The organism is Streptosporangium sp. NPDC050284 (assembly GCF_044459525.1).
GTDB lineage: Bacteria > Actinomycetota > Actinomycetes > Streptosporangiales > Streptosporangiaceae > Streptosporangium.
Map to the genome: position 1 here is coordinate 488,083 of NZ_JBITIZ010000002.1, position 19,436 is coordinate 507,518.

Annotated in this window: 18 protein-coding genes; 14 read left to right on the forward strand and 4 right to left on the reverse strand. The window is 68.6% G+C overall.

Annotated features, from left to right (window positions below; genetic code table 11):
* Positions 1–178: 178 nt before the first annotated feature.
* The 8 genes from ACIBH4_RS06565 (at position 179) to ACIBH4_RS06600 (ending at position 10,006) form a co-directional block, all read left to right on the forward strand.
* Positions 179–703, forward strand: coding sequence for a winged helix-turn-helix domain-containing protein (locus ACIBH4_RS06565; RefSeq protein ID WP_362764410.1), 525 nt, complete (start codon positions 179–181; stop codon positions 701–703).
* On the forward strand, positions 700–1,857 hold the full coding sequence (locus ACIBH4_RS06570; protein ID WP_362764407.1) for an MFS transporter: 1,158 nt from the start codon (positions 700–702) through the stop codon (positions 1,855–1,857). Before ACIBH4_RS06565 ends, ACIBH4_RS06570 begins: the two co-directional genes overlap by 4 nt.
* Positions 1,838–3,055 carry an aminopeptidase gene (locus tag ACIBH4_RS06575; protein ID WP_362764404.1) on the forward strand — a complete coding sequence of 406 codons (1,218 nt, stop codon included), beginning with the start codon at positions 1,838–1,840 and terminating at the stop codon, positions 3,053–3,055. The genes ACIBH4_RS06570 and ACIBH4_RS06575 overlap by 20 nt, the downstream gene beginning before the upstream one ends.
* Positions 3,056–3,848: 793 nt before the next feature.
* Positions 3,849–4,517, forward strand: coding sequence for a Crp/Fnr family transcriptional regulator (locus ACIBH4_RS06580; RefSeq protein WP_362764401.1), 669 nt, complete (start codon positions 3,849–3,851; stop codon positions 4,515–4,517).
* A gap of 103 nt (positions 4,518–4,620) precedes the next feature.
* Positions 4,621–5,547 carry a hypothetical protein gene (locus tag ACIBH4_RS06585; RefSeq protein WP_362519311.1) on the forward strand — a complete coding sequence of 309 codons (927 nt, stop codon included), beginning with the start codon at positions 4,621–4,623 and terminating at the stop codon, positions 5,545–5,547.
* A 43-nt stretch (positions 5,548–5,590) separates the two neighbouring features.
* On the forward strand, positions 5,591–7,561 hold the full coding sequence (locus ACIBH4_RS06590; RefSeq protein ID WP_362764398.1) for a hypothetical protein: 1,971 nt from the start codon (positions 5,591–5,593) through the stop codon (positions 7,559–7,561).
* Positions 7,558–8,682, forward strand: coding sequence for a hypothetical protein (locus tag ACIBH4_RS06595; RefSeq protein ID WP_362519317.1), 1,125 nt, complete (start codon positions 7,558–7,560; stop codon positions 8,680–8,682). Before ACIBH4_RS06590 ends, ACIBH4_RS06595 begins: the two co-directional genes overlap by 4 nt.
* Positions 8,675–10,006, forward strand: a complete 1,332-nt coding sequence (locus ACIBH4_RS06600) for a DUF4407 domain-containing protein (RefSeq protein WP_362519320.1) — start codon at positions 8,675–8,677, stop codon at positions 10,004–10,006. Before ACIBH4_RS06595 ends, ACIBH4_RS06600 begins: the two co-directional genes overlap by 8 nt.
* Positions 10,007–10,160: 154 nt before the next feature.
* On the opposite strand, the gene ACIBH4_RS06605 is transcribed toward ACIBH4_RS06600, so the two are convergent.
* A complete protein-coding gene (locus ACIBH4_RS06605; RefSeq protein WP_362519326.1) occupies positions 10,161–10,703 on the reverse strand; it encodes a hypothetical protein in 543 nt (180 codons plus the stop codon).
* Between the two features lie 415 nt (positions 10,704–11,118).
* Between ACIBH4_RS06605 and ACIBH4_RS06610 the strand changes: the two genes are divergently transcribed.
* Positions 11,119–11,994 carry a hypothetical protein gene (locus ACIBH4_RS06610; protein ID WP_362764395.1) on the forward strand — a complete coding sequence of 292 codons (876 nt, stop codon included), beginning with the start codon at positions 11,119–11,121 and terminating at the stop codon, positions 11,992–11,994.
* Positions 11,995–12,163: 169 nt separating this feature from the next.
* On the opposite strand, the gene ACIBH4_RS06615 is transcribed toward ACIBH4_RS06610, so the two are convergent.
* Positions 12,164–12,643: a hypothetical protein gene (locus ACIBH4_RS06615; RefSeq protein WP_362519336.1), complete on the reverse strand. Its 480-nt coding sequence runs from the start codon at positions 12,641–12,643 to the stop codon at positions 12,164–12,166.
* A 177-nt stretch (positions 12,644–12,820) separates the two neighbouring features.
* Positions 12,821–13,825, reverse strand: coding sequence for a rubrerythrin family protein (locus tag ACIBH4_RS06620; protein ID WP_362764392.1), 1,005 nt, complete (start codon positions 13,823–13,825; stop codon positions 12,821–12,823).
* A 582-nt stretch (positions 13,826–14,407) separates the two neighbouring features.
* Here ACIBH4_RS06620 and ACIBH4_RS06625 point away from each other — a divergent pair.
* From ACIBH4_RS06625 to ACIBH4_RS06635, 3 genes are read left to right on the forward strand one after another with little or no spacing between them, the layout of a single operon-like run.
* The gene (locus ACIBH4_RS06625; RefSeq protein ID WP_362764389.1) at positions 14,408–15,562 is read left to right on the forward strand and encodes an RNA ligase RtcB family protein; all 1,155 of its coding nucleotides are present in this window, start codon (positions 14,408–14,410) and stop codon (positions 15,560–15,562) included.
* On the forward strand, positions 15,559–16,182 hold the full coding sequence (gene prfH / locus ACIBH4_RS06630) for a peptide chain release factor H (protein WP_362764386.1): 624 nt from the start codon (positions 15,559–15,561) through the stop codon (positions 16,180–16,182). The genes ACIBH4_RS06625 and prfH overlap by 4 nt, the downstream gene beginning before the upstream one ends.
* Positions 16,179–16,829: an MOSC domain-containing protein gene (locus ACIBH4_RS06635; RefSeq protein ID WP_362764383.1), complete on the forward strand. Its 651-nt coding sequence runs from the start codon at positions 16,179–16,181 to the stop codon at positions 16,827–16,829. The genes prfH and ACIBH4_RS06635 overlap by 4 nt, the downstream gene beginning before the upstream one ends.
* 191 nt (positions 16,830–17,020) lie before the next feature.
* Here the strand turns inward: ACIBH4_RS06635 and ACIBH4_RS06640 are convergent, their stop codons facing one another.
* A complete protein-coding gene (locus ACIBH4_RS06640; RefSeq protein ID WP_362519356.1) occupies positions 17,021–17,203 on the reverse strand; it encodes a hypothetical protein in 183 nt (60 codons plus the stop codon).
* A gap of 270 nt (positions 17,204–17,473) precedes the next feature.
* Here ACIBH4_RS06640 and ACIBH4_RS06645 point away from each other — a divergent pair, with 270 nt between their 5' ends.
* Complete coding sequence (locus tag ACIBH4_RS06645; protein WP_362519359.1) at positions 17,474–18,319, forward strand: peptidoglycan-binding protein; 846 nt, start codon at positions 17,474–17,476, stop codon at positions 18,317–18,319.
* A gap of 211 nt (positions 18,320–18,530) precedes the next feature.
* On the forward strand, positions 18,531–19,433 hold the full coding sequence (locus ACIBH4_RS06650; protein WP_362519363.1) for a peptidase inhibitor family I36 protein: 903 nt from the start codon (positions 18,531–18,533) through the stop codon (positions 19,431–19,433).
* The last annotated feature ends 3 nt before the right edge of the window (positions 19,434–19,436 follow it).

Consider the following 19,436-nt stretch of genomic DNA (forward strand, 5'->3'; position numbering starts at 1 on the left):
CCGACGGAGAGGGGATGCGCGGTAAACGGCCACCGTGCCCGCTGATCATTCGGGCTCGTCTCCGGTATGCCCTGGAGCGCCGGTCGAAGGGCGCCCACATTAGAGGAACCGAGTGGGATGCCAAGGTGGCGCCCGCCGCCCCTTTCCCAAGACATGTTGGAAATGTCATAATCCCAACATGTCTTGGGAAAACGGTGACGAGCTGGTGCCGCTGCGCGCGTTGGCGAACCCGCTCCGGATCCGCATCGTGTCGCTGCTCACCGGCGCGTCCATGTCGGCCACCGAGGTCGCGGAGGAGCTGGGCATCGCCCACGCCTCCGCCAGCTACCACCTGCGCCAGCTGGCCGAGGCCGGCTTTTTGCAGAAGGTGGACGAGCTGCCGCCATCGGGCGGCAAGGGCAGACCTCGCCGGCTCTACCGTTACGACCCCTCCAGCGCCGCGCGGCTGGACCGCGCGAACGGCCGGCAGCTCCTGCACGAGGCGCTCACCACCGACCTGGCACGACGCCTCGCCCAGACCAGGCTGCAGCGCATGTCCATGGACGCCGAGGTATGGCTGGATCGCGCCGTGTGGGAGGAGATCGTCGGGCTGATCGAGCAGGCGGTCGCGCTGGCCCACGACAAGGCCGGGCCGCCCCGCTCGGGCGACCGGGTCAAGGTGAGCATGACCGCGATCCTGTTGGAACTCGACGACGTGCGATGACCCGCCTGCTGTTGGCGTGCGCGGGAGCGTGCTTCCTGTCGCTCGGGCTGCTCATCCCCACGATCCCCAGGTACGTCACCGGCCCGCTGGAGCAAGGTCCGGGCCTGGTCGGCGGTTGCTTGGCGATCACGGCCGGGTGCGCCGTGCTCTTCCGTCCACTGGCCGGTCGGCTGGCCGACCGGCGCGGCCGCAGAGCGGCGGCCTGCACCGGCGCCGCGCTGCTGGCGAGCACCTCCTTCGCCGTGCTCACGGCCGAGTCGCTGCCGCTGTTCCTGGCGTGCCGGGCCGTCGCGGGAGCGGGAGAGGCACTGGCCTATGTCGGCCTGGCCTCCGCGGCCGGCGATCACGACCGTCCGGGCACCGCGATCAACCGCTTCTCCATCGCGGTCAACGTCGGTCTGCTCGCCGGACCGGCGCTCGCCGAGGCCGGTCATTCCGTCGCCGGCCTGCGGGCCGTATGGGCGCTGTCGGGAGCCGTCGCCCTCGCGGCCTTCGTGGCCTGCCTGTTCCTGCCCGCGGGCCCGGCCGTCGCCGGCGATCCCGCCGGCGCGGGGAAGGCCGGGCCGCTCGTGCATCGCGCGGGACTGCGTCCCGGGCTGGCGTACTGGGCGTCGGTGTGGGGATACACCGCCTTCAGCGCCTTCCTCCCGCTGCACGTCGCCGCGCTGGGCGGGAGCGGCAGCGGCCCGCACTTCATCGTCTACGGCGGCGTGTTGCTCGCCGTGCGGCTCGGCGGCCAACGATGGACGAACCGGATCGGCCCGCGTGGGACGGCGATCGCGGCGCTGCTGTTCACCGCGGCCGGGCTGGCCCTGCTCGTCGCCTGGCCGTCCGTGCCCGGGGCGCTGGCCGCCGCGGCGGTGATCGGCGCCGGGCAGGCGCTGGGGCTTCCCGCGTTCCTCACCATGGCGGTGACCGGTCTGCCCGCCGCGCAGCGCGGCTCGGCGGTGGCCACCACGACGGCGTTCTTCGATCTCGGGTTCATGACGGCCGCGCTCTCGCTGGGCGCCATCGTGCAGTCGTCCGGCCTGGCCTACGGCTTCGCCGTCGCCGGCTGCGTGCCGGCCCTGGCGCCGCTGCTGTTCCTCTCCGGCTCTCGCAAGGCCCGCAGGACCTCACCCCAAGGAGACAGCCATGACCATTCCCGCCGCTGAGCTGGCCGGATACGCCGACGTCGTCTTCGACGTCGCCGTACCGGTCGTCGCCGGTGACCGGGTGCTGATCAACGCCGAGATCGAGCACGCCCCGCTCGCACGTGCCCTGGCCGAGGCGGCATACGCCCGAGGTGCCCGCTATGCCGATATCTGGTATTTCGACCCCTACGCGAAGCGATCCCGGGTCCAGCACGCGGACGCGGCCACGCTGAGCGAGGTCCCGGCCTGGCTGGACGCACGTAACGAGGAGCTGGCCCGCCACTGCGGCGTCCTGCTCAACATCCGCGGCGTCGCGGCACCGGACCTCCTCGCCGGGCAGGACCAGGTACGGGCGGGCCTGGACCGCATGCCGCACCTCACGTCGAGGCAGCGGCTGCAACTCGGCAACCTCGTCCGCTGGGCGATGGTCCCCTGCCCGACCGCGGAATGGGCGCGCGCGGTCTTCGGGGAACCGGACGAAACCCGCCTCTGGCAGCACCTGCGCCCGATACTGCGCCTGGACCGGCCCGATCCTCGCGCCGCCTGGGAGCAGCGGATCACCGAGCTGCTGGGCCGCGCGGAGGTGCTGAACGGGATGCGGCTCGACACCGTCCGGTTCGAGGGGCCGGGCACCGACCTGACCATCGGCCTGCTCCCGGACGCGCACTGGACCGCGGCGCGCCTGGAATCCGTGCGGGGGCACCGTTTCCAGGCCAACCTCCCCACGGAGGAGGTGTTCACCACCCCTGACCACCGCCGGGTGGAGGGCACCGTCCGTTCGACGCGGCCACTCGCGCTCAACGGGAGCGTCATTCGCGACCTGGAGCTGACCTTCACCGGCGGGGTGGTGACAGAGGTGCGGGCGAGCGCCGGCGCCGACGTGGTCCGCACCCACCAGGCGACCGACGCGGGCGCGGCCCGTCTGGGCGAGCTGGCCCTGGTCGACGGCTCGTCACCGGTCGGGCGATCGGGCCTCACCTTTCTCGAGACCCTGCTGGACGAGAACGCCACCTGCCATCTGGCCTGGGGTGCCGGCCTGCCTCCTGGCGTGCCGGAGCACCTGCGCGAGCGGGACGCCGCCGGGCTTGAGGCGGCCGGGGTCAACATCTCCGGTGTGCACGTCGACTTCATGGTGGGCGGCCCCGACGTCACCGTCACGGGGATCGGGCACGACGGCGGTGCGATCGAGTTGCTCCGCGGCGACGAGTGGCAGGTCTGAGCCGAAGCCGAGTCCGCGGATCCGGTCACCGAGGTGATCATTTTCGACTTTCCGCCTGATGCGGCTGTCTCCTGCCATCAGGAGAGGACTTACCTGGAGCGGATGGTCGATAACGGTCGTCCTGGCAAAACCAGGTGAAGCATCCGGGCCGAACGCGAAGCATGCCCCATGCGCGAGGCGAAGCCCCCGGGGGGTCGTGTGTCGACGACTCTCCGGGGCGTCGCCTGGACGAGTCACCCTTTGGGACGAGCGGCTCGGGTCCGAGGTGCCCCATCGCGCGTTGCCTTCCGCTCTGGAACCGACACAGGAATATCTATTGTGCACTGAGTTCACGATACGCTTTACTCGTGATGCACGTTCACCCTGACCGAGGACCCCGCGCGACGGGTACGTCTCGCGCGGCCTTCCGTCGCGATCACCAGTCGAGTCTGTGAGGTCCCCGACTTGCCGACGGCTTCCCGCACACGAAGACGAAGCGTCTCGAGCGATGGCGCCACCCCGGAGAAGGCAGGAGCCTTCACCTTCAGAAAGCCGCAACAACCCTGGAAGCACATAAGCCGCAAATTAGTGCCGACGTTCCGCCAAGTCACGCCGATCACAGGAATCCTGTCCCGCTCCTCGGAAATTTCGGCCCGCCCTTTACGGCAGAGCGGACGATATGCCCAATATCCACACCGATCACCATCTAACCTGACCAACACATATTCCAGGGTGTAGCTTCGCATCGATGACTCAAGGCGCTTAATCCGTGATAAATGATCAAATCCCCGCCAGGTGGCCCGTCGGCACCCTCATGGACAGAATCAGCCCGGAGGAGCGGAAGGAACTTCTGGGTCTCGCGCCGCCGTCCCCGCGGCAGGCCGGCGAATCACTCATCTATCACGGAGACCCAGAGAGGTCCGAGGTCTATCTCCTGAGGTCCGTCCCGGGCCAGCGGATCACCGCGTGCGTGAAGGTGACGGCCTACCTGGAATCGGGCGCATCGGCCATATTGGGCATCCGGGTCAGCGGCGATGTGGTCGGCGAGCTGGCGGCTCTGCGCAGGGAGCCCAGATCGGCTGCGGTCACCGCGTGCAGTCCGATGTGGGTGCACGTCATCCGCGCGGAGGTGTTCACCGACTTCCTCGACCGTCATCCGGCGGCGTGGAACGCATTCGCCAGGATGATCGCCGACCGGCTCGACTGGGCCAACCGCAGAAGAACCGACTTCGCCCAGTTCAGCGTGCCCGTACGGGTCGCGAACGTGCTCGTGGAACTCTCCGGCCGGCATGGGGTCGACCGGACGGACGGCAAACGGGAACTGGGAGTCGATCTCACCCATGAGGAGATCGCCAATCTCGTCGGGGCCGGGAAGGACGCCGTCTTCAAGGCCATCCGACGTTTCAAGGAGCTTGAACTGATCGCCCCCGGTCATCGCCGGAAGATCGTCATCGACCCAATCGGTCTGTCCAATTATCGGTAAAACGTACTGGTACGTCTTGAGGCGATGCGACCTTCGCCAGACTCATCCCCGGCGATCTCCCCACCGCTCTGGTGGATCTTTCTCGCAACCACAAGGTGACGTGATGTTCGATTCTGATTTCAGCCGCCGCCTGGTCATGGCGGTCGACGCGGAGGGATACGGCCGCGGCGACGACCTACGGCACGACTCGATCCAGTCGGGCCTGGCCCAGATCATGGACCGTGGCGCACGAGAGGCCGGCCTGCGCCGCGAGACCTGGGCCCGCCAGGAGGCCGGCGACGGCGAGGTCATCGTCATCCCGGAAAGGGAGGGCGAGCTTCGGGTCGTCGACGACCTGGTCCACCGGGTGCGCAAGGCGCTCCACGACCACAACCGTGAACGCCGAGACGACGCCCGCCTGCGGATCCGCGTCGCGATCGGCCACGGCGTCGTGAAACGCGGTGCGATGGGTTTCGTCGGCCAGGTCGTGGTGACCACCGTCCGACTGCTCGACGCGGAGGCCGCCCGTACCGCCCTGAAGGTGAACCCGCGCGCCGACCTGGTGCTGATCCTCACCGATCGGCTCTACGAGGACGTCGTCCGACAGCTCCACACCTCCTACCGACCGGAGGCGTTCACCCGGTTGGAAGTACCGACCAAGGAACGCACCGAGATCGCCTGGATGTGGATTCCTTCCGAAGACCTGGCTCAGAGAGGAACTCTCGACATGGACAACCTGCCCGAGGTCGCCGACACCCTGTGGGCTCTCATCGCCGGGGGTGCCATCGAGCGTCTCGGCGCCTACGGCACCGAGACCGGCCTGGGTGGAGCACGCAGACTGCTCGCGAAGATCAAGAAATTCCGGTCCGAGCAGGGCCAGCCGGCCGCCCCGGAGTCGCGTGACGACCTGCTGGAGTCCCTGGAGAAGCTGGTGCGGGCCGACCCCACCGCGAAGCAGTTCGCGCAGCAGTTCAACGCCGAGCAGATGACCGTAAACATGATCACCGCTCCCATCTCCGGGGAGGAGATCAACTTTGGTATCCGAAACTGATTCGCCGCCCGATGGCGTCCTGATCGGCGAGGCGGCCACGCCGGTGGATCTGACCGATCAGGCCGAGGCGACGGACGAAGGTTTCGCGCAGGTCTCCCAGGTCCAGACCGTCATCAACCACATCCACGGCAACGTGGGAGACGCCTCTTTCGGCATCTCGGGTTCCCGCCCCAGATCCCGCCGCACCTCGGGACCCGTGTCCGCCGACGAGATGGCGGAGGCCCGCACCCGCCACGTGCGCCACGCCACCTACGAGGCCGCCGCCGAACAGCTGGGCAGATGCAACGTGGTGGCCCTGATCGGCACTGCCGGCACCGGCCGCCGGACGGCGGCGCTCAACCTGCTTCAGGACTTCGTCGCGGAACGGCGCGAGGTGGTGGAACTCAGCCCGGCCTACACGCTGGAGAAGCTGGCCGCCCGCGAATACCGGAAGGCCCACGGCTATTTGCTGTGCGACTGGCCCAAGGACGACGTCGACGGAAGCATCGCCGACTTCCACGTACGGGAGATCAGGCGCCGGGTGCGCGATGCCGGGGCCTACCTGGTGATCACGACGACGGCGACCTCGCTGCCGGAAAGAGACCGGATCGCCTGGCGACCGCCGTCGGCCCGCGACGTCCTGCTGGCTCACCGGGTGGCGCCCGAGGTCGCCGACGAGGCGGCCGCACAGATCACCGCCGACCATGCCATGGCCGACGTGGTGACACTCGCGCGCGATCTGGCCTCGGGGATTTCACTGGACGACGCGCTCGACAGGCTGGAGTCCGCCGGGCGGCGCGATGTGGTCGCCTGGTTCGACGGCTCGCGTACTCGGGGGGAACTTTTCGAGATGGCCGCCATGGCCTTCACCGCCGGCCTTCCGGAAGCCGGCTTCGAGTCGTTGCTCGCCCGGCTGGAGTCGATCGCCGGTATCGGTGCCGAGGGTGCGGTCACCGTTTCCGCGGACGATCCGATGCCGAGCCGCCGCCTGCTTCGGGTGGCGGAGGGCTCCCTTTTCAGCCTGTCGCCGGGGCGCAGGCTGGAGTTCAGGGTCCCGAGTCATCGAACGCACGTGATGCGGGAGCTGTACCGGCGACACGGCATGCGGTTGTGGGAGCCGGTCACCGAATGGCTCCATGAGTGCGCGGCTCTCCGCGACCCGAGCGCGCAGGCGGAGATCGCCAGGGGGGTGGCGGTTCTCGCCTCCGTCTCGGACTACTCGTACGTCGAGAGCACTTTTCTCACCCCGTGGGCCCGTGGAAGAGGCGTGATGCGCAGCCAGGCCACCGCCGCGATGGCCATCTCATGGTTGTGCCTGGACGAGACGACCCGTCCGGAGGTGCTGCGTACCGTCAGCTCGTGGACGAGGGCGTCCGCCGCCAGACCCAAATTCACCGCCACCCTCGCCTGGTCCGGTGAGCTGGGCATCCGGTTCCCGCTGGAGGCGGTCCGGATGCTCTGGATACAGATCAGGGGCAGTGAGAAGCCCGTCCGGCATGCGGAGATCGCGCTCGCCCGTCTGTTCACGGCGTTGACCGAGGCCACCGGCAACGCTCTGCCGATGCTCGACTGGCTGGCGCGTCAGATCGGCAACGACAGGCGGATCGGCCGTGCCGTCGATCCGCTGATTCGAGCGATCTTGAGTGTCCTGTCGGCTCGCGCGGACGGCGTCGGGACTCCCACGGTCACCGCTCATCTGCGCAGTTGCCCCGGTTCGGCCGTGCCTCTCGCCAGACTCTGGTCCGCGGTTCTCGTCAAGCGCCCTCACCGCAAGGACGCGCTGGCCGCCCTGTACGACGCCGTCTGCGCCTTCGATGACCGCGACGGCGATGACCGCGACCGTGTTCACGCCCTGTTCGCGGCACTCGTGGAGGCGCTCCCAGAGAAGGAACGACCACTGCTCGCCCATGACCTGCGGCGTTATGCCATCTCCCGCGACACCGACGAGAACCGGCTGGAGATTCTCCTGTCGCTGCTCCGGGTCTTCCTGAGCCCGGCTGTTCTGTCCCTCGACACCATCGGAAAGCGTCCATGACTTACCCCGTGATCAGCCAGGTCTCCCTTGATCCTGTCGCCAGGCAAGGGTTCCTGAGCAAACCCCGGCGGCCGATCACCAGCCTCCCCCGCCAGCTTCCGCACCAGCGGCTCGTCTTCGAGTACGACGGCACGTTCGTGCTGGGCGACCGGCTGCTGCGCGGCGACGAACCGCACGTGCTGCACGCCGCCAGCGTCAGCGTCGTGGACGTGACCAAGGATCACCCCACCATGATCCGGGTGCCGATCAACTCCTCCGGCGCCCACGACTTCATCGTCATGATCCACTTCCGCTGCACGGTCGACGAACCGATCGAGGTGGTGCGCGCCGGTCTGACCGACGTCACCGAGCACCTGTTCACCTACATCCAGGCCTACCACAAGCTCTTCGAACTCGGCCGTGGCCACGGGTTGCACGAGGTCCACGAGTTGTGGACACTCGTGCACGCCCAGGTGAAGGCGTACACGACCGTGGTGCCCTGTGTGCTGCCCGGCATGACGGCCGAGTTCTCCGGCCTCAACGTGCACGCCCCCGACGAGATCGCCCAGAAGCGGCGACACTACGAGACCAGCCTGCACAACATCCAGGGCGAACACGGCCTCCGCGACGTCAAACGCAAGCTCGATCGTGACTACGAACTCGACGAGCAGGATTACCTGCACGCCAAGGGCCACAGCGCGAACGACTTCACCCGGCAGGAGGCGGCCCTCGACCGGGATCAGCAGATCACCGAGGCCAAGAAGATCAGGGACCTCCTCAACAGCGGTCCCGGCGCCGCCGACGGCCTGTACGTCACCGTCCGCGGCCTCAGCGAACAGCAGATCGCCGAACGTTACGCCGCCCTGGGCGACCGTGAGTACAGCGCCACCCAGCGCGGAATCCAGCGGGAACACGAGTTGCAGGTCGTTCAGGCCCGTGCCCGGGCCGATGTCGTCCGGGCGGCGATCGCCCAGGGCCTGTTCAACGAGACGACCGGTAAGGAACTGCTCGCCACCTTCGACGACGTCGAGCCGGAAGCGGAGGTGAGAGACCTCGAAAGGCCCGCTTACGAGGCCCAGGCCGAGGTGACGGCAGGCGACAACGACGACGACTTCTTCATGGAGGAGGACGTCCGTGGTTGACATCCTCCACGGCCCCAAGGCGGCCCAGCAGCACAGACGGCACCCCCGGCGCCGGGAGAGGCCCGATCTTGGAAGGTTCTTCCGGCGGTTCACCGGAGTCGACGAGAAAATCCTCGCGAGCGTTCCTCAGGAACGCTCCCGCTACACCAGCCTCGGCGGAATCGTGGCCAGCACCGCGCTCATCGCGGGCGCCTCCCTGCTGGGCGCGCTGACCCTGATTTTTTCGGCGTCTCCGCTGTATCTGTTGCCGGTGGCGGCGCTGTGGGGCCTGAACATCGCCAACATCGACCGGTTTCTGATCACCAGCCTCGCCGGTGACAGCGACGGCTGGTCCCGCTGGGGCAACCTGCTGGTCCGGCTCGCCCTCGCTGTCGTCATCGGCGTCTTCATCGCCGAGCCGCTGACCCTCAAGCTCTTTCAGGAACGGCTCGACCGGCAGATCATGGCAGAACGCGACCAGGTGATCAGCCTGACGGAGAGCCGGTACAAGCAGTGCAACCCCCTCAAGGGACCGGCTCCCGGAGGTGTCGACTGCGCCGATTTCATCCTCGACGGCGGCGACCGGGCACTCGCCGTCGAAGGCAACATGACGCAGAGGCAGAGCGTCCTCAAGGCCGCGGAAGACCGGCTGGCAGCGGACACACAGGAGGAGGAGAAGCTGAAGGGACGCCGCGACCGGGAATGCTATGGCCTCAAGGTCCTGGGCCAGACCACGGGCGTGTTCGGCAACGGACCCGAGTGCAAGGTCAGAAAGAACGAGTTCGACACCTTCGTCGCCAACCATGACATCCCCCGGCAGCGGGCGGAGGTGGCGAGACTCAAGGCGGAACTCGGCTCTCTCGCGGCCGATCGCGCCAGTGCGGAAACGGAACGCGCGACGGCGCTCAGCAAGAAGATCACCGAGCGCGTCGAGGAGAAGAAACGGGCCTACACCCACATCGGCCTGCTTGAACGATGGGAGGCATTGGGCACGGTCGCAGGGCAGAGCGGCATGGTCAACTTCGCCCACTGGTTGCTGCGCGTCATCTTCGTGCTGCTCGACTGCATGCCGATCATCTCGAAGATGCTGAACGGCAAGACCGAGTACGACCGCCTTCTCACTCAGGAGCTGCGCGCGGGCTCGGCCTGCCACGAGGCCGAACTGAACTTCACCACCCGGCAGAGGACCGGCGAGTACGAGATCAAACTGCGCGAGGAAGAGCGCCGGCTGAAAGCCGAACGCGGCCGGATCGACCGAGATCAGCGCGTGGACGAGGCTTCCAAGGACGACGAAATCGACCGCCTCGCCCGTACTTTCATGAGCTCGATGCCCACACATCGATAAGGACCGGAAACCCCATCCCCTCGGCATCCCCTCGACCGCGAGTCCTTTCGCGGACGCCCCGGGCGACTTCCTGAGGCGACGTGTCCTTCGGTTCGTCGGTACGAGGCCAGGTTCGCCGGACCGTCGGGCACCGCCGTCGTGCGTTCCCCCCCCTCTAGAGATAGAGGATCACCAGAGCGGTGAGGCAGATGCTCAGGGCTATGAAGCCCGGCGTTCTGGGCTGCCGGGCGGCCTCCTTCCGTGAGGAGATCACCAGCACGGCGCCCACGGCCGCCGCGACCAGCAGGTGCAGGCCGTACCAGATGGGGATGGGCGGTTTCCCGAGGATTGTGCCGTACAGCAGATCGTCAGCGGCTCCGTAACCGAAGAGCCCGGCGAGCAGGGCCAGGCCCAGTGCCGCGAAGGCGTGCCGGAACCGGCCGAGCAGGACCCAGAGGATTGTTCCCAGGACGAGAAGAATGGAGGAAGTGTGGTGCAGTTGCCGGATGAACAGGCCACCGCGCACGTCGAAGCCGAGGTTCAGGAGCGAGTTGTAGGCGGCGCTCATGGGAGTTCCCCACAGGGGCTCGTAGGGGCCGCTGTAGATCACCGTCTGGCCGCTGGGCACGTAGAAGAAGGCCAGGAATCCCCCGCTCAGCAGAACGGCCACAAAACAGTAGACCAGCATCTCGCCCACCAACTGCCTCGCGCGCTCCATTCGGCATATTTCACCACATCGGACAAGCGTCGGCTCGGCGACAAGGACCGTGGGCGCGAGGAGGACAGAAGTTCGGGAACTCACTAACGGGGTTTCAGTAGTATCGATGGAATTTCCTAACTCGTTTCTCTAAGGCCTTTTATCGTCGTATGTCGCACCGGTCTGGCAGAGAGGGGGACGGACGCGGGTGAAGCGCCGTTTCCGCATGATGGCGGCTGTAGTGCTGATGGGAGTCTGCGCCTGCGGACCCGCCGTACCGCCGTCGGCCACCGAGGAACAGGCTCCGATCCTCCCTTCCGGAATCGGCCGGCCGGAGACGCCCCCACCCGTGCCCCCTCCCGTTCGGAAGGCCGAAACGCCTTTCGCACGGGCCTATCCCCGGGCCAGGATCCTGTGGATCCCTGCCAGGGACACGATGTCCCGCTCCGTCGTCGGTGCCCTGCCCGACGGGCGGTTCATCGTCCGCAGGTTCTCCCGCTACCTCCCGTACCTCGACCACGTCGACATCCTCGACCCCGCCACCGGCCGCAGCACGCTGTTGCAACGCAAGGACAGGGAGTCGTACACCGCCGCCGCGGCGGCGCACGGCACCCGCGTGGTGAAGGTCCTCGGAAACGACGAGCCCGGCGGATGGATTCTCGAGGTCACCGACATGCGTACCGGCCTGACCCGGCAGATGCTGAACACCTGGGGCGTTCCCGGGGGACACTGCGGGACCGGCTGGCGATACCCCGTCGACCTGCAGTTCCATCGGGGTGAGCTCTACTTCTCCAGATGCGTCACCGGCGCCACCGGAGACGTGGGCGTCTACCGCATGGGGCCCGGCGACAGGACTCCCCGGCTGTGGCTGCGCGGACTGTACGACATCGCCTGGGAGGGCGACACCTTCCTCGCGAGGTCCCCTGTCGTGGCGGATTCGTCGGATCCGGAGGAGTTCACCGGCTCACCGCCGGCCCGTTACGGCCCGGACGGGGCCAGGCGCGACGCTCCCGATCCGACCTCGTACATCGCCCGGGTGGGCAGGGACTGGAACAGCCTGGAGTACAACGACGGCACCGTCATCGGCCTGAGCGCGGGTGCCAAGAACGTCGGCATCTCGCGGTACGGGCGCTTCGCGGCGTGGCGTGAGGGCGGGGCCGGATGGCTTCTCGACGCACGGACACGGACCGCGGTGCGCCTGCCGGGCCGGAAGACGGACAAGGTGAGCATCTCCAATGCCCGGTACCTCCAGTGGAAGACGGCGGACGGCTACCACGTCCTGGACCTGGCGACCCTGAACAGCCGGGGTTGAGCGTCCTCGTCTCCGGCGAAAACCGGACTGTGCGGCCGGGCTCTCGGCAAGAACGCCCCCTCTTTCGTCCGGAGTGATGCCGTAGCACCGGAAGTCGATGTGGCGGACGAGCGACCGAGGGTTCCCCGGTAGTCCGGACTACCGGGAAATCTCGGTGCGGGTGCGGGACTCACTTGCTCCAGACGCTCTCGGCTCCGCTATGGCCCGCCCGGACCATGGCGACGGTGCCTCCCACACCGCCGACCAGGGCGAGGATCACCAGGACGATCATCGCGCCGGTGTACCACCGCGGTCGCGTGCCGACGCCTTCGCGGGGCGAGTGCCTGCCGTGTCCCATGAACCGGGTCGCCAGGGAGAGGCCCAGCGCGGCCAGCCAGAGCACGATGGCGAACGGCAGCACCTGCTCGCCCTGCTCCTCGTGGGCCTCGATGAGCGCGTTCTCCCCGACCGTGTCCGCCAACGTCTCGCCGCTGCTGACCGACAGCGGCACGGCGATCAGCGCGACGGTGGCGACGAACAGCACCGCCGGCCACAGCCGGCGCGCCGCCGCGGGCCAGAACGCCATCAAGATGGTGCCGAGCGCCGCGAGCGGCAGGCACACGACGGCGGCGTGCACGACCAGCGGGTGCAACGGCAGGCCGAAGAACATGTCCGTCTCCTGATCTCGCGCGACGCCGGACACCGGATCGCGACCGGTGGGAAGCGCCGATGGCCGCGGGCGATGCCGACGGCCATGGCCTCTGAGAAGCGCCGATGGCCGCGGGCGGTGCCGACGGCCATGGCCTTCGTGGCCTCCGGTGTCGAGCGGCCGGAGCCCGTCATCTCCTCACGGTGAGTCCGCCGCCGGAGGCTGCTCGGGCTGCTCGGGAAGCCGATCCAGCGCACGCTGGAAGGCGCGGGCGTGTCCGGCCTCGTCCTCGGCGTTGTTCGAGAAGCGTTCGGCCGCCTGGCTGTCGCCCGCCGCCTCGGCACGCTTGGCGAAGGCCGGGTACATGGTCCGGGACTCGTACTGTTCGCCGGCGATGACCTTGGTCAGGTTGGCGTGCGTGCTGCCGACCAGCCCGGCCAGCTTCGCCTCACTGGCGAAGTGCTCGTGCAGCTCCACCTCGGAGGTGCCGCGGAACAGTTTCGCCACGGCCGGGTCCTTGGCGTGCTCGGCGTACTGGTGGTACTTGGCGTACGCGAGCGCCTCACCGTGCAGGGCCGCGTCCAGATCGGCCTTGGTCTGTTGTGCGCGGACCTCGGGCGGCCCCTGCGGGACCTGAACCTTGTCGGCCTTCGGCGGCTTCGGCACCGTGCCCTCGCCGGACTCGACGGCGCGTAGCGCGGCACCGAACGCCCGCGCGTGCCCGCCTTCGTCACGGGCGATCTCCGAGAAGCGGGCGGCCGCCCGGCTGTCGCCGCCGGCCTTGGCCTGCCGCGCGAAGCCGGGATACATCTGCCGGGACTCGTAGATCTCCCCGGCCACCGTGGTACGCAGGTTCTCGGCGTCGCTGCCGACCAGGCCGCTCAGCTGGGCCTCCTCCTTGAAGTGTTCGCCCAGTTCGACGTCGGCGGTGCGCTCGAACAGGCGCGCCACCGACGGTAGCTTCTCCCGCTGGGCCTGGACCGCGTACAGGCGGTAGGAGGCGTTGGCGAACGCCTCACCGCGCAGCGCCTGTGCGAGGTCCTTCTGGGTTTGCGGGCTCGGTGGGTCCACCGGTGAGGCGGAAGCGGCGAGCGCGCCGCCGACGGGCACGCTCAGTGCGATGGTGAACGCGCCGGTGACGAATGCGCGCGCGAACGAGGTGATCATTTCAACCTCCCGCTTGGTGCGGCTGTCTCCTGCCATCAGGGGAGGATTTACCTGGAGCGGGTGGTCGGTAACGGTCACTCTGGCAAAACCAGGTGAAGCATCCGGGCCGAACGCAAAGCGTGCCCCATGCGCGGAGCGAAGTACCCCCGGAGGGTCGTACGCCGGCGACTCTCCGTGACGTCGCTCGGCCGGGTCATCTCCGGGAAACCGAAAGCCGAGTGCCGAGCATCCGGTCGCCGCGAAGGCCGACCCGAGCGGTGAGATGCTCCGCGATCTATGGACCGCGTCCGGACGGGGTCCGCTTGCTCTGGAAGTAGGAACCACGAGCCGGATCTCACTCCGAGCCAGCCAAAGAGGGGTGCCCGAAACAGGGTGGCCAAAGAGGGGCGATCGAAAATCGTTTGCCTCGTGTGGTGGGGGTCCGGGAACGTGGTGTTCATGACGCTCTGAGGGACAGCGCCCCCGCGTATCCGAGATGCCACGGCGCTCCCTCGCGCCGTGATCCTGCCAGCCCCCTCCCGAGGGAAGCGAGCCTCTTTGTCTCAGCAGCACTCCCGGCGAGACTCCCCGCCGCCGTCCGCCACGGACACGACGGACACCACGAATACCGGGGACACCGTGAACACCAAGACCACGGGGTCGGCCACCGTCGCCGTGTTCGCCTCCCCTGCGAGCTGGATCGAGTCCGACGCGCTCGCGCAGTGCCACCAGGTGGCCGCCCTCGACGGCATGACGCACGTCGCCGCCATGCCCGACCTGCACCCCGGCAAGGGCGCGCCCATCGGGGCCGCCATGGCGTCGACCGTGCTGTATCCGTTCCTGGTGGGCTCCGACATCGGGTGCGGCATCGCCGTGTTCCCCATGAAGCTCAGGCGGGCCGTGCCCGAGAAGCTCGCCGCCCGGTTCCCCGATCTCGATCGTGCGCTGGATCCCGAGCGGGATGCCGACGACCCGGCCTGGGCCATGGTGAAGGGTGAGATTCCCGCCGGTCACGTCGAGGGGCTCGGGACGGTCGGCCGGGGCAATCACTTCGTCGAGCTCGCACGGATCGAGACCGTCTTCGAGCCGGACCACGCGAGCCGGCTCGGGCTCGCGGCCGGCGACCTGGTTCTCATCGTGCACAGCGGTTCCCGAGGGTTGGGCGAGCGCATCCTGCGGGCGCACACCGAGGCTCATGGCGCGGGTCCCGCCCCCGATCCCGGCGCCTATCTGGCGATGCACGACGACGCCGTACGCTGGGGGTCGCTCAACCGGCGGTTGATGGCCGCCCGGGTCGCCCACGCCCTGGGGGCCGAGCCCACCGAGCCGCTCGTCGACGAGTGCCACAACCTGGTCGAGGTTCGTGACGGGGTCTACCTGCACCGCAAGGGAGCGGCACGGGGTGACGGCCGCGACGTGCTCATCGCCGGTACGCGGGGCACCCCCTCCTACCTCGTGGCCGCCCACGCCGGGCCGGACGCCGGTCATTCCGTCGCGCACGGCGCGGGTCGCAAGATGTCGCGGGCGGACGCCCTGCGCCGGGGACGGGCCAAGCACACGGTCGAGGAGCTGCGCCGTACGCCGGTGGGGTCGCTGGTGGTGTGCGGAGACCGCCAGCTGCTCTTCGAGGAGGCGCCGACAGCCTACAAGCGCATCGAGCAGGTGATCGCCGACCTCGTTCACCATGACCTGGCCACGCCCGTGGCCACCACGGTTCCTCTTGTCACCTACAAGACACCCGACCTCGGGTCCGCCTCCCAGCGGGACCGGCGCCGTGAGCGGGGGCGGCGATGAGCGTCCACCTGCTCCTGTCGGCCGGGCGTGGCCCGCAGGAGTGCGCCTGGGCGCTGGCCCGGCTGCTGCGCCGCCTGGAGGCCGACGCCACCCGGCAGGACGTGGAGACCCGTCGGGTCGAGAGCGTTCCCGGTGAGCGGCCGGACACCTACCGATCGGTCCTGATCCACATCTCGGGAGCCGGCGCCGAGGCGTTCGCCGCCTCGTGGACCGGGACGCTGTGCTGGCAGGCCCCCAGCCCGTACCGGACCACCACGAGCCGGAAGAACTGGTACGTCATCGCACAACCGTGCCAGGTCGACATCTCGCGCACGACGTTCACGGAAGCGGACGTCGACGTCGTCGCCTGCCGCACCGGCGGCCCCGGCGGGCAGCATCGCAACAAGGCGAGCACGGCGGTGCGGGCGACCCACCGGCCCTCGGGGATCGTCGTCGTGGTCGACACCGAGCGGCAGTTCGGCCTCAACCGCCGCATCGCCATGCGGTTGCTGCGACAGCGCGTCGAGGACGGCGACGAGGCTGCGGAGCGCGCCGCCGTCACCGGCCGTTGGCGCATCCACGACGAGCTCGTACGTGGTGATCCCATTCGTGTCGAACGTCTGGAAAAATCGCCATCATGAAGCTGCTCTCCGTCAATATCGGCCGGCCTCGCCCCAACCCGTGGAAAGGGCTGGGATCGACGGGCATCGACAAGCGGCCCGTCGACGGACCGGTCGCCGTCACCGCCCCCGGCCCCAAGGGCACCGGCGCGGTCGGCCTCGCCGGTGACCGGGTCTATGACGTGAAGCACCACGGTGGTTCCGACCAGGCCGTCTACGCCTACGCCCGCGAGGATCTCGACGAGTGGGAGTCCGAGCTGGGCAGGTCGCTCTCGAACGGGGTCTTCGGGGAGAACCTCACGACCCAAGGGCTGGACGTCAACGGCGCCCTGATCGGTGAGCGTTGGCGGATCGGGCCGGACGTCGTCCTGGAGGTGTCGTGCTCGCGCATCCCGTGCGCGACATTCCAGGGGTGGCTGGAGCGTGAAGGCTGGATCAAGCGGTTCACGCAGGCCGTCCGGCCGGGCGCGTACCTGCGCGTGATCGAGCCCGGCGAGATCCGCGTCGATGACCCGGCCGAGATCGTGCACCGTCCCGACCACGACGTGACCGTCGCGCTCGTCTTCCGTGCGATGACCCTGGAGCCGAAACTGCTGCCGCGGCTGCTCGTCGCCGACGCGCTGCCGGAGAAGGACAAGGAAATGGTCCGCCGACGCACCAACGCGTAGGCGCCGCTTTCAGTGGAATCCGGTGTGGAACCGGTGACGGCCTCCGTCTTCGCGGCGGCGGCAGGTGATCGTCCGCTGTATCGGTCTCGTACGCGTCCCCGGCTCGTCGCGGACCAGCCCGGTGGTCGCTACCCGGGCCTCTCCCATCGCCGCGTTCGAGTGCCGCTAGCGATGCCGGACACCGTGCGATCTCACCGTGTGACGCACACCTTGCACGGTGTCTTTCCTTCCGCCTCGGCGTCCGCGACGCTCACGCTCCTGATGCGGCGAATCTCGAAACCCAGGACTTCACCGCCCTGCTGGCCGGCTCGCAGACCCCAGCAGTCGGAGGCGTGGTAGCGGTCACCGGCATCGGTGACGAGGACTTCGGTCATGGCGTTCCTTACGGGAGGCGAGCGCGTGGCCGCTGTACGGCCATGTTGTCCTGCCTGGTCACTGCCCTGCGCGACCGCTGTACGGCCACGTTGTCCTGCTCGAATACTGCCCCGCGCGGTCGCGGGTCACGCGTCGGATCGCCTGTCAGGCCTGTAAGGAAGCCCTTCGAACAGGCTGACAACACGATCTCGTTGTGGACAGCACGAGCGATCCGAAACTGTGGATCCCGCCGCAGAAATCCCGCTCAGTGTCCGAAACCAGGAGAACCCATGAAGCTGCCCTCATACGCCGCCGCCCTCGTGGCGGCCGCCCTGTTCGCCCCCTTGACGGGAGCGTCCGGGGTGTCGGCGGCACAGGCGGCCGACGCGGGAGCCCTTCCGAGCGTGAACATGGAAGCCACCCTCAAGGCGGCCCAGATCGACCCGCGACGGCCTGACGACACACTGACCCCGGGGGCGAAGGCGAGCGTGCTCCTCGTCGAGCGGGCGCTGCGCGACCGGCGCCTGCTCGATTCCAAATGGGTGGACGGTTACTTCGGCAGCACGACGGTCACCGCCTTCGCGAAGTTCCAGCGGTCGCTCGGCTTCACCGGTCTCGCCGCCAACGGCCTGCCGGGCAAGGCGTCGCTCACCAAGCTCGGGGCCGGCCGCTTCAAGGTCACCCACGTCATCGGGCCGGGGGCCCGGGTGTCGTTCGGCGGGGGCGTCGTCAACGCCCGCACGCGGAGCATGCTGGTCGAGGCGAATCGGCTGCTCGGCCGCGATCTCGTGCTGTTGCAGGGGTCGTACAACCGGGGCGGGGACCCCACGTCCGCGGGTACCCACGACGGCGGGGGCGCCGTGGACATCTCGGTCAAGGGGATGAGCTCCGCCACCCGTACCGCGGCCGTCCGCGCGTTGCGACGCGTCGGCTTCGCGGCATGGCTGCGCAGTCCCGATCAGGCCGACTGGCCGTGGCACATCCACGCCGTCGCCATCAACGACACCGACCTCTCCGGCCAGGCCCAGAACCAGATCGGCGACTACTACCTCGGTCTGAACGGGCTCTCCGGCCGTGGTCCCGACGACGGCCCGAAGGTGGCCATCCGCACCTGGGAGGAGTACCGGCGTCGCTGACCATTCGAAGCCCCGACCGCGCGGACACCCGGACCGCACGCACCCCAGGCGCCCTGAGCCGTACGCATTCCACCTCGTACGCGCTCCAGGCCGCACGCATTCCACCCCGTACACACCTCAAGGCCGCACTCCTGGGCCGCCCTGCACCTCGGGCCCACACACCAGGCCGTACAGGACACCCCAGGCCACAGATACAAGGAGAAAGAACATCATGAGAACGCGTAACAGGATCCTCGCCGCCGTGGCCTCCGCGATGGTGCTCGGCGGAACGGCCCTCGCCACCGCCCCGCCCGCCTCGGCCGCCGACCGCAACGGCGTCTGCGAGAGCGGCGAGTTCTGCTACTACTTCAACAGCAACAACCAGGGATCGGTCTCCGACTTCACCGGATCCGTCAACGACTACGGCACCAAGCAGCCCTCCTGCTTCGACTACAAGGGGCCAGGCAACGGCAAGGGCAAGTGCATCAAGAACGCCGCCGCCTCCGTCTGGAACCGCACCGCCAAAACCGTCCGGGTCCATTTCAACAGCAATTACGGCGGCAGCGTCTACCAGGACTTCAAGCCCGGCGCGAAGGGCAACCTCAAGCCCGGTCTCAAGAACGAGAACGCCTCGCACCAGTTCAGCCCGTCGTCGTCGTCACCGGGGCGCGTCAACCTGTCGTCCGCGCTGTACAAGACCAGCGGCGGATACATCAGCTGCGCCTTCGACGGTTACACCAACACCCCCGGCCGGCATGAGGGCATCGACTTCTACCGCGGCATCGGCACGAATGTCCACTCCCTGGTGAGCGGTCAGGTCATCCACCTCGCGCGTGGGGCCAACGGCGGCTCGGGGCTCTCCACGATCTCCATCTACAACGCCTCGTCGAACAGGACGGTCATCTACCTGCACTCCGCTCCGCGCTCCTCCCTGCGCGTGGGTCAGCAGGTCACGCGCGGCCAGCTCATCGCCAACGAGGCGTGGCGCGGGGTGTCGTCCAGCGGGGCCGCGCACACCCACGTCGAGGTGCGTCCCGGACGGCAGAAGCTCGCCGCCAAGAGCGTCGGCGACCCGGTCCTGAGCAACCCGAACCCGACCTCGTTCTGGGTCTCCCAGGGCTACAACCTCCGCTGAGCG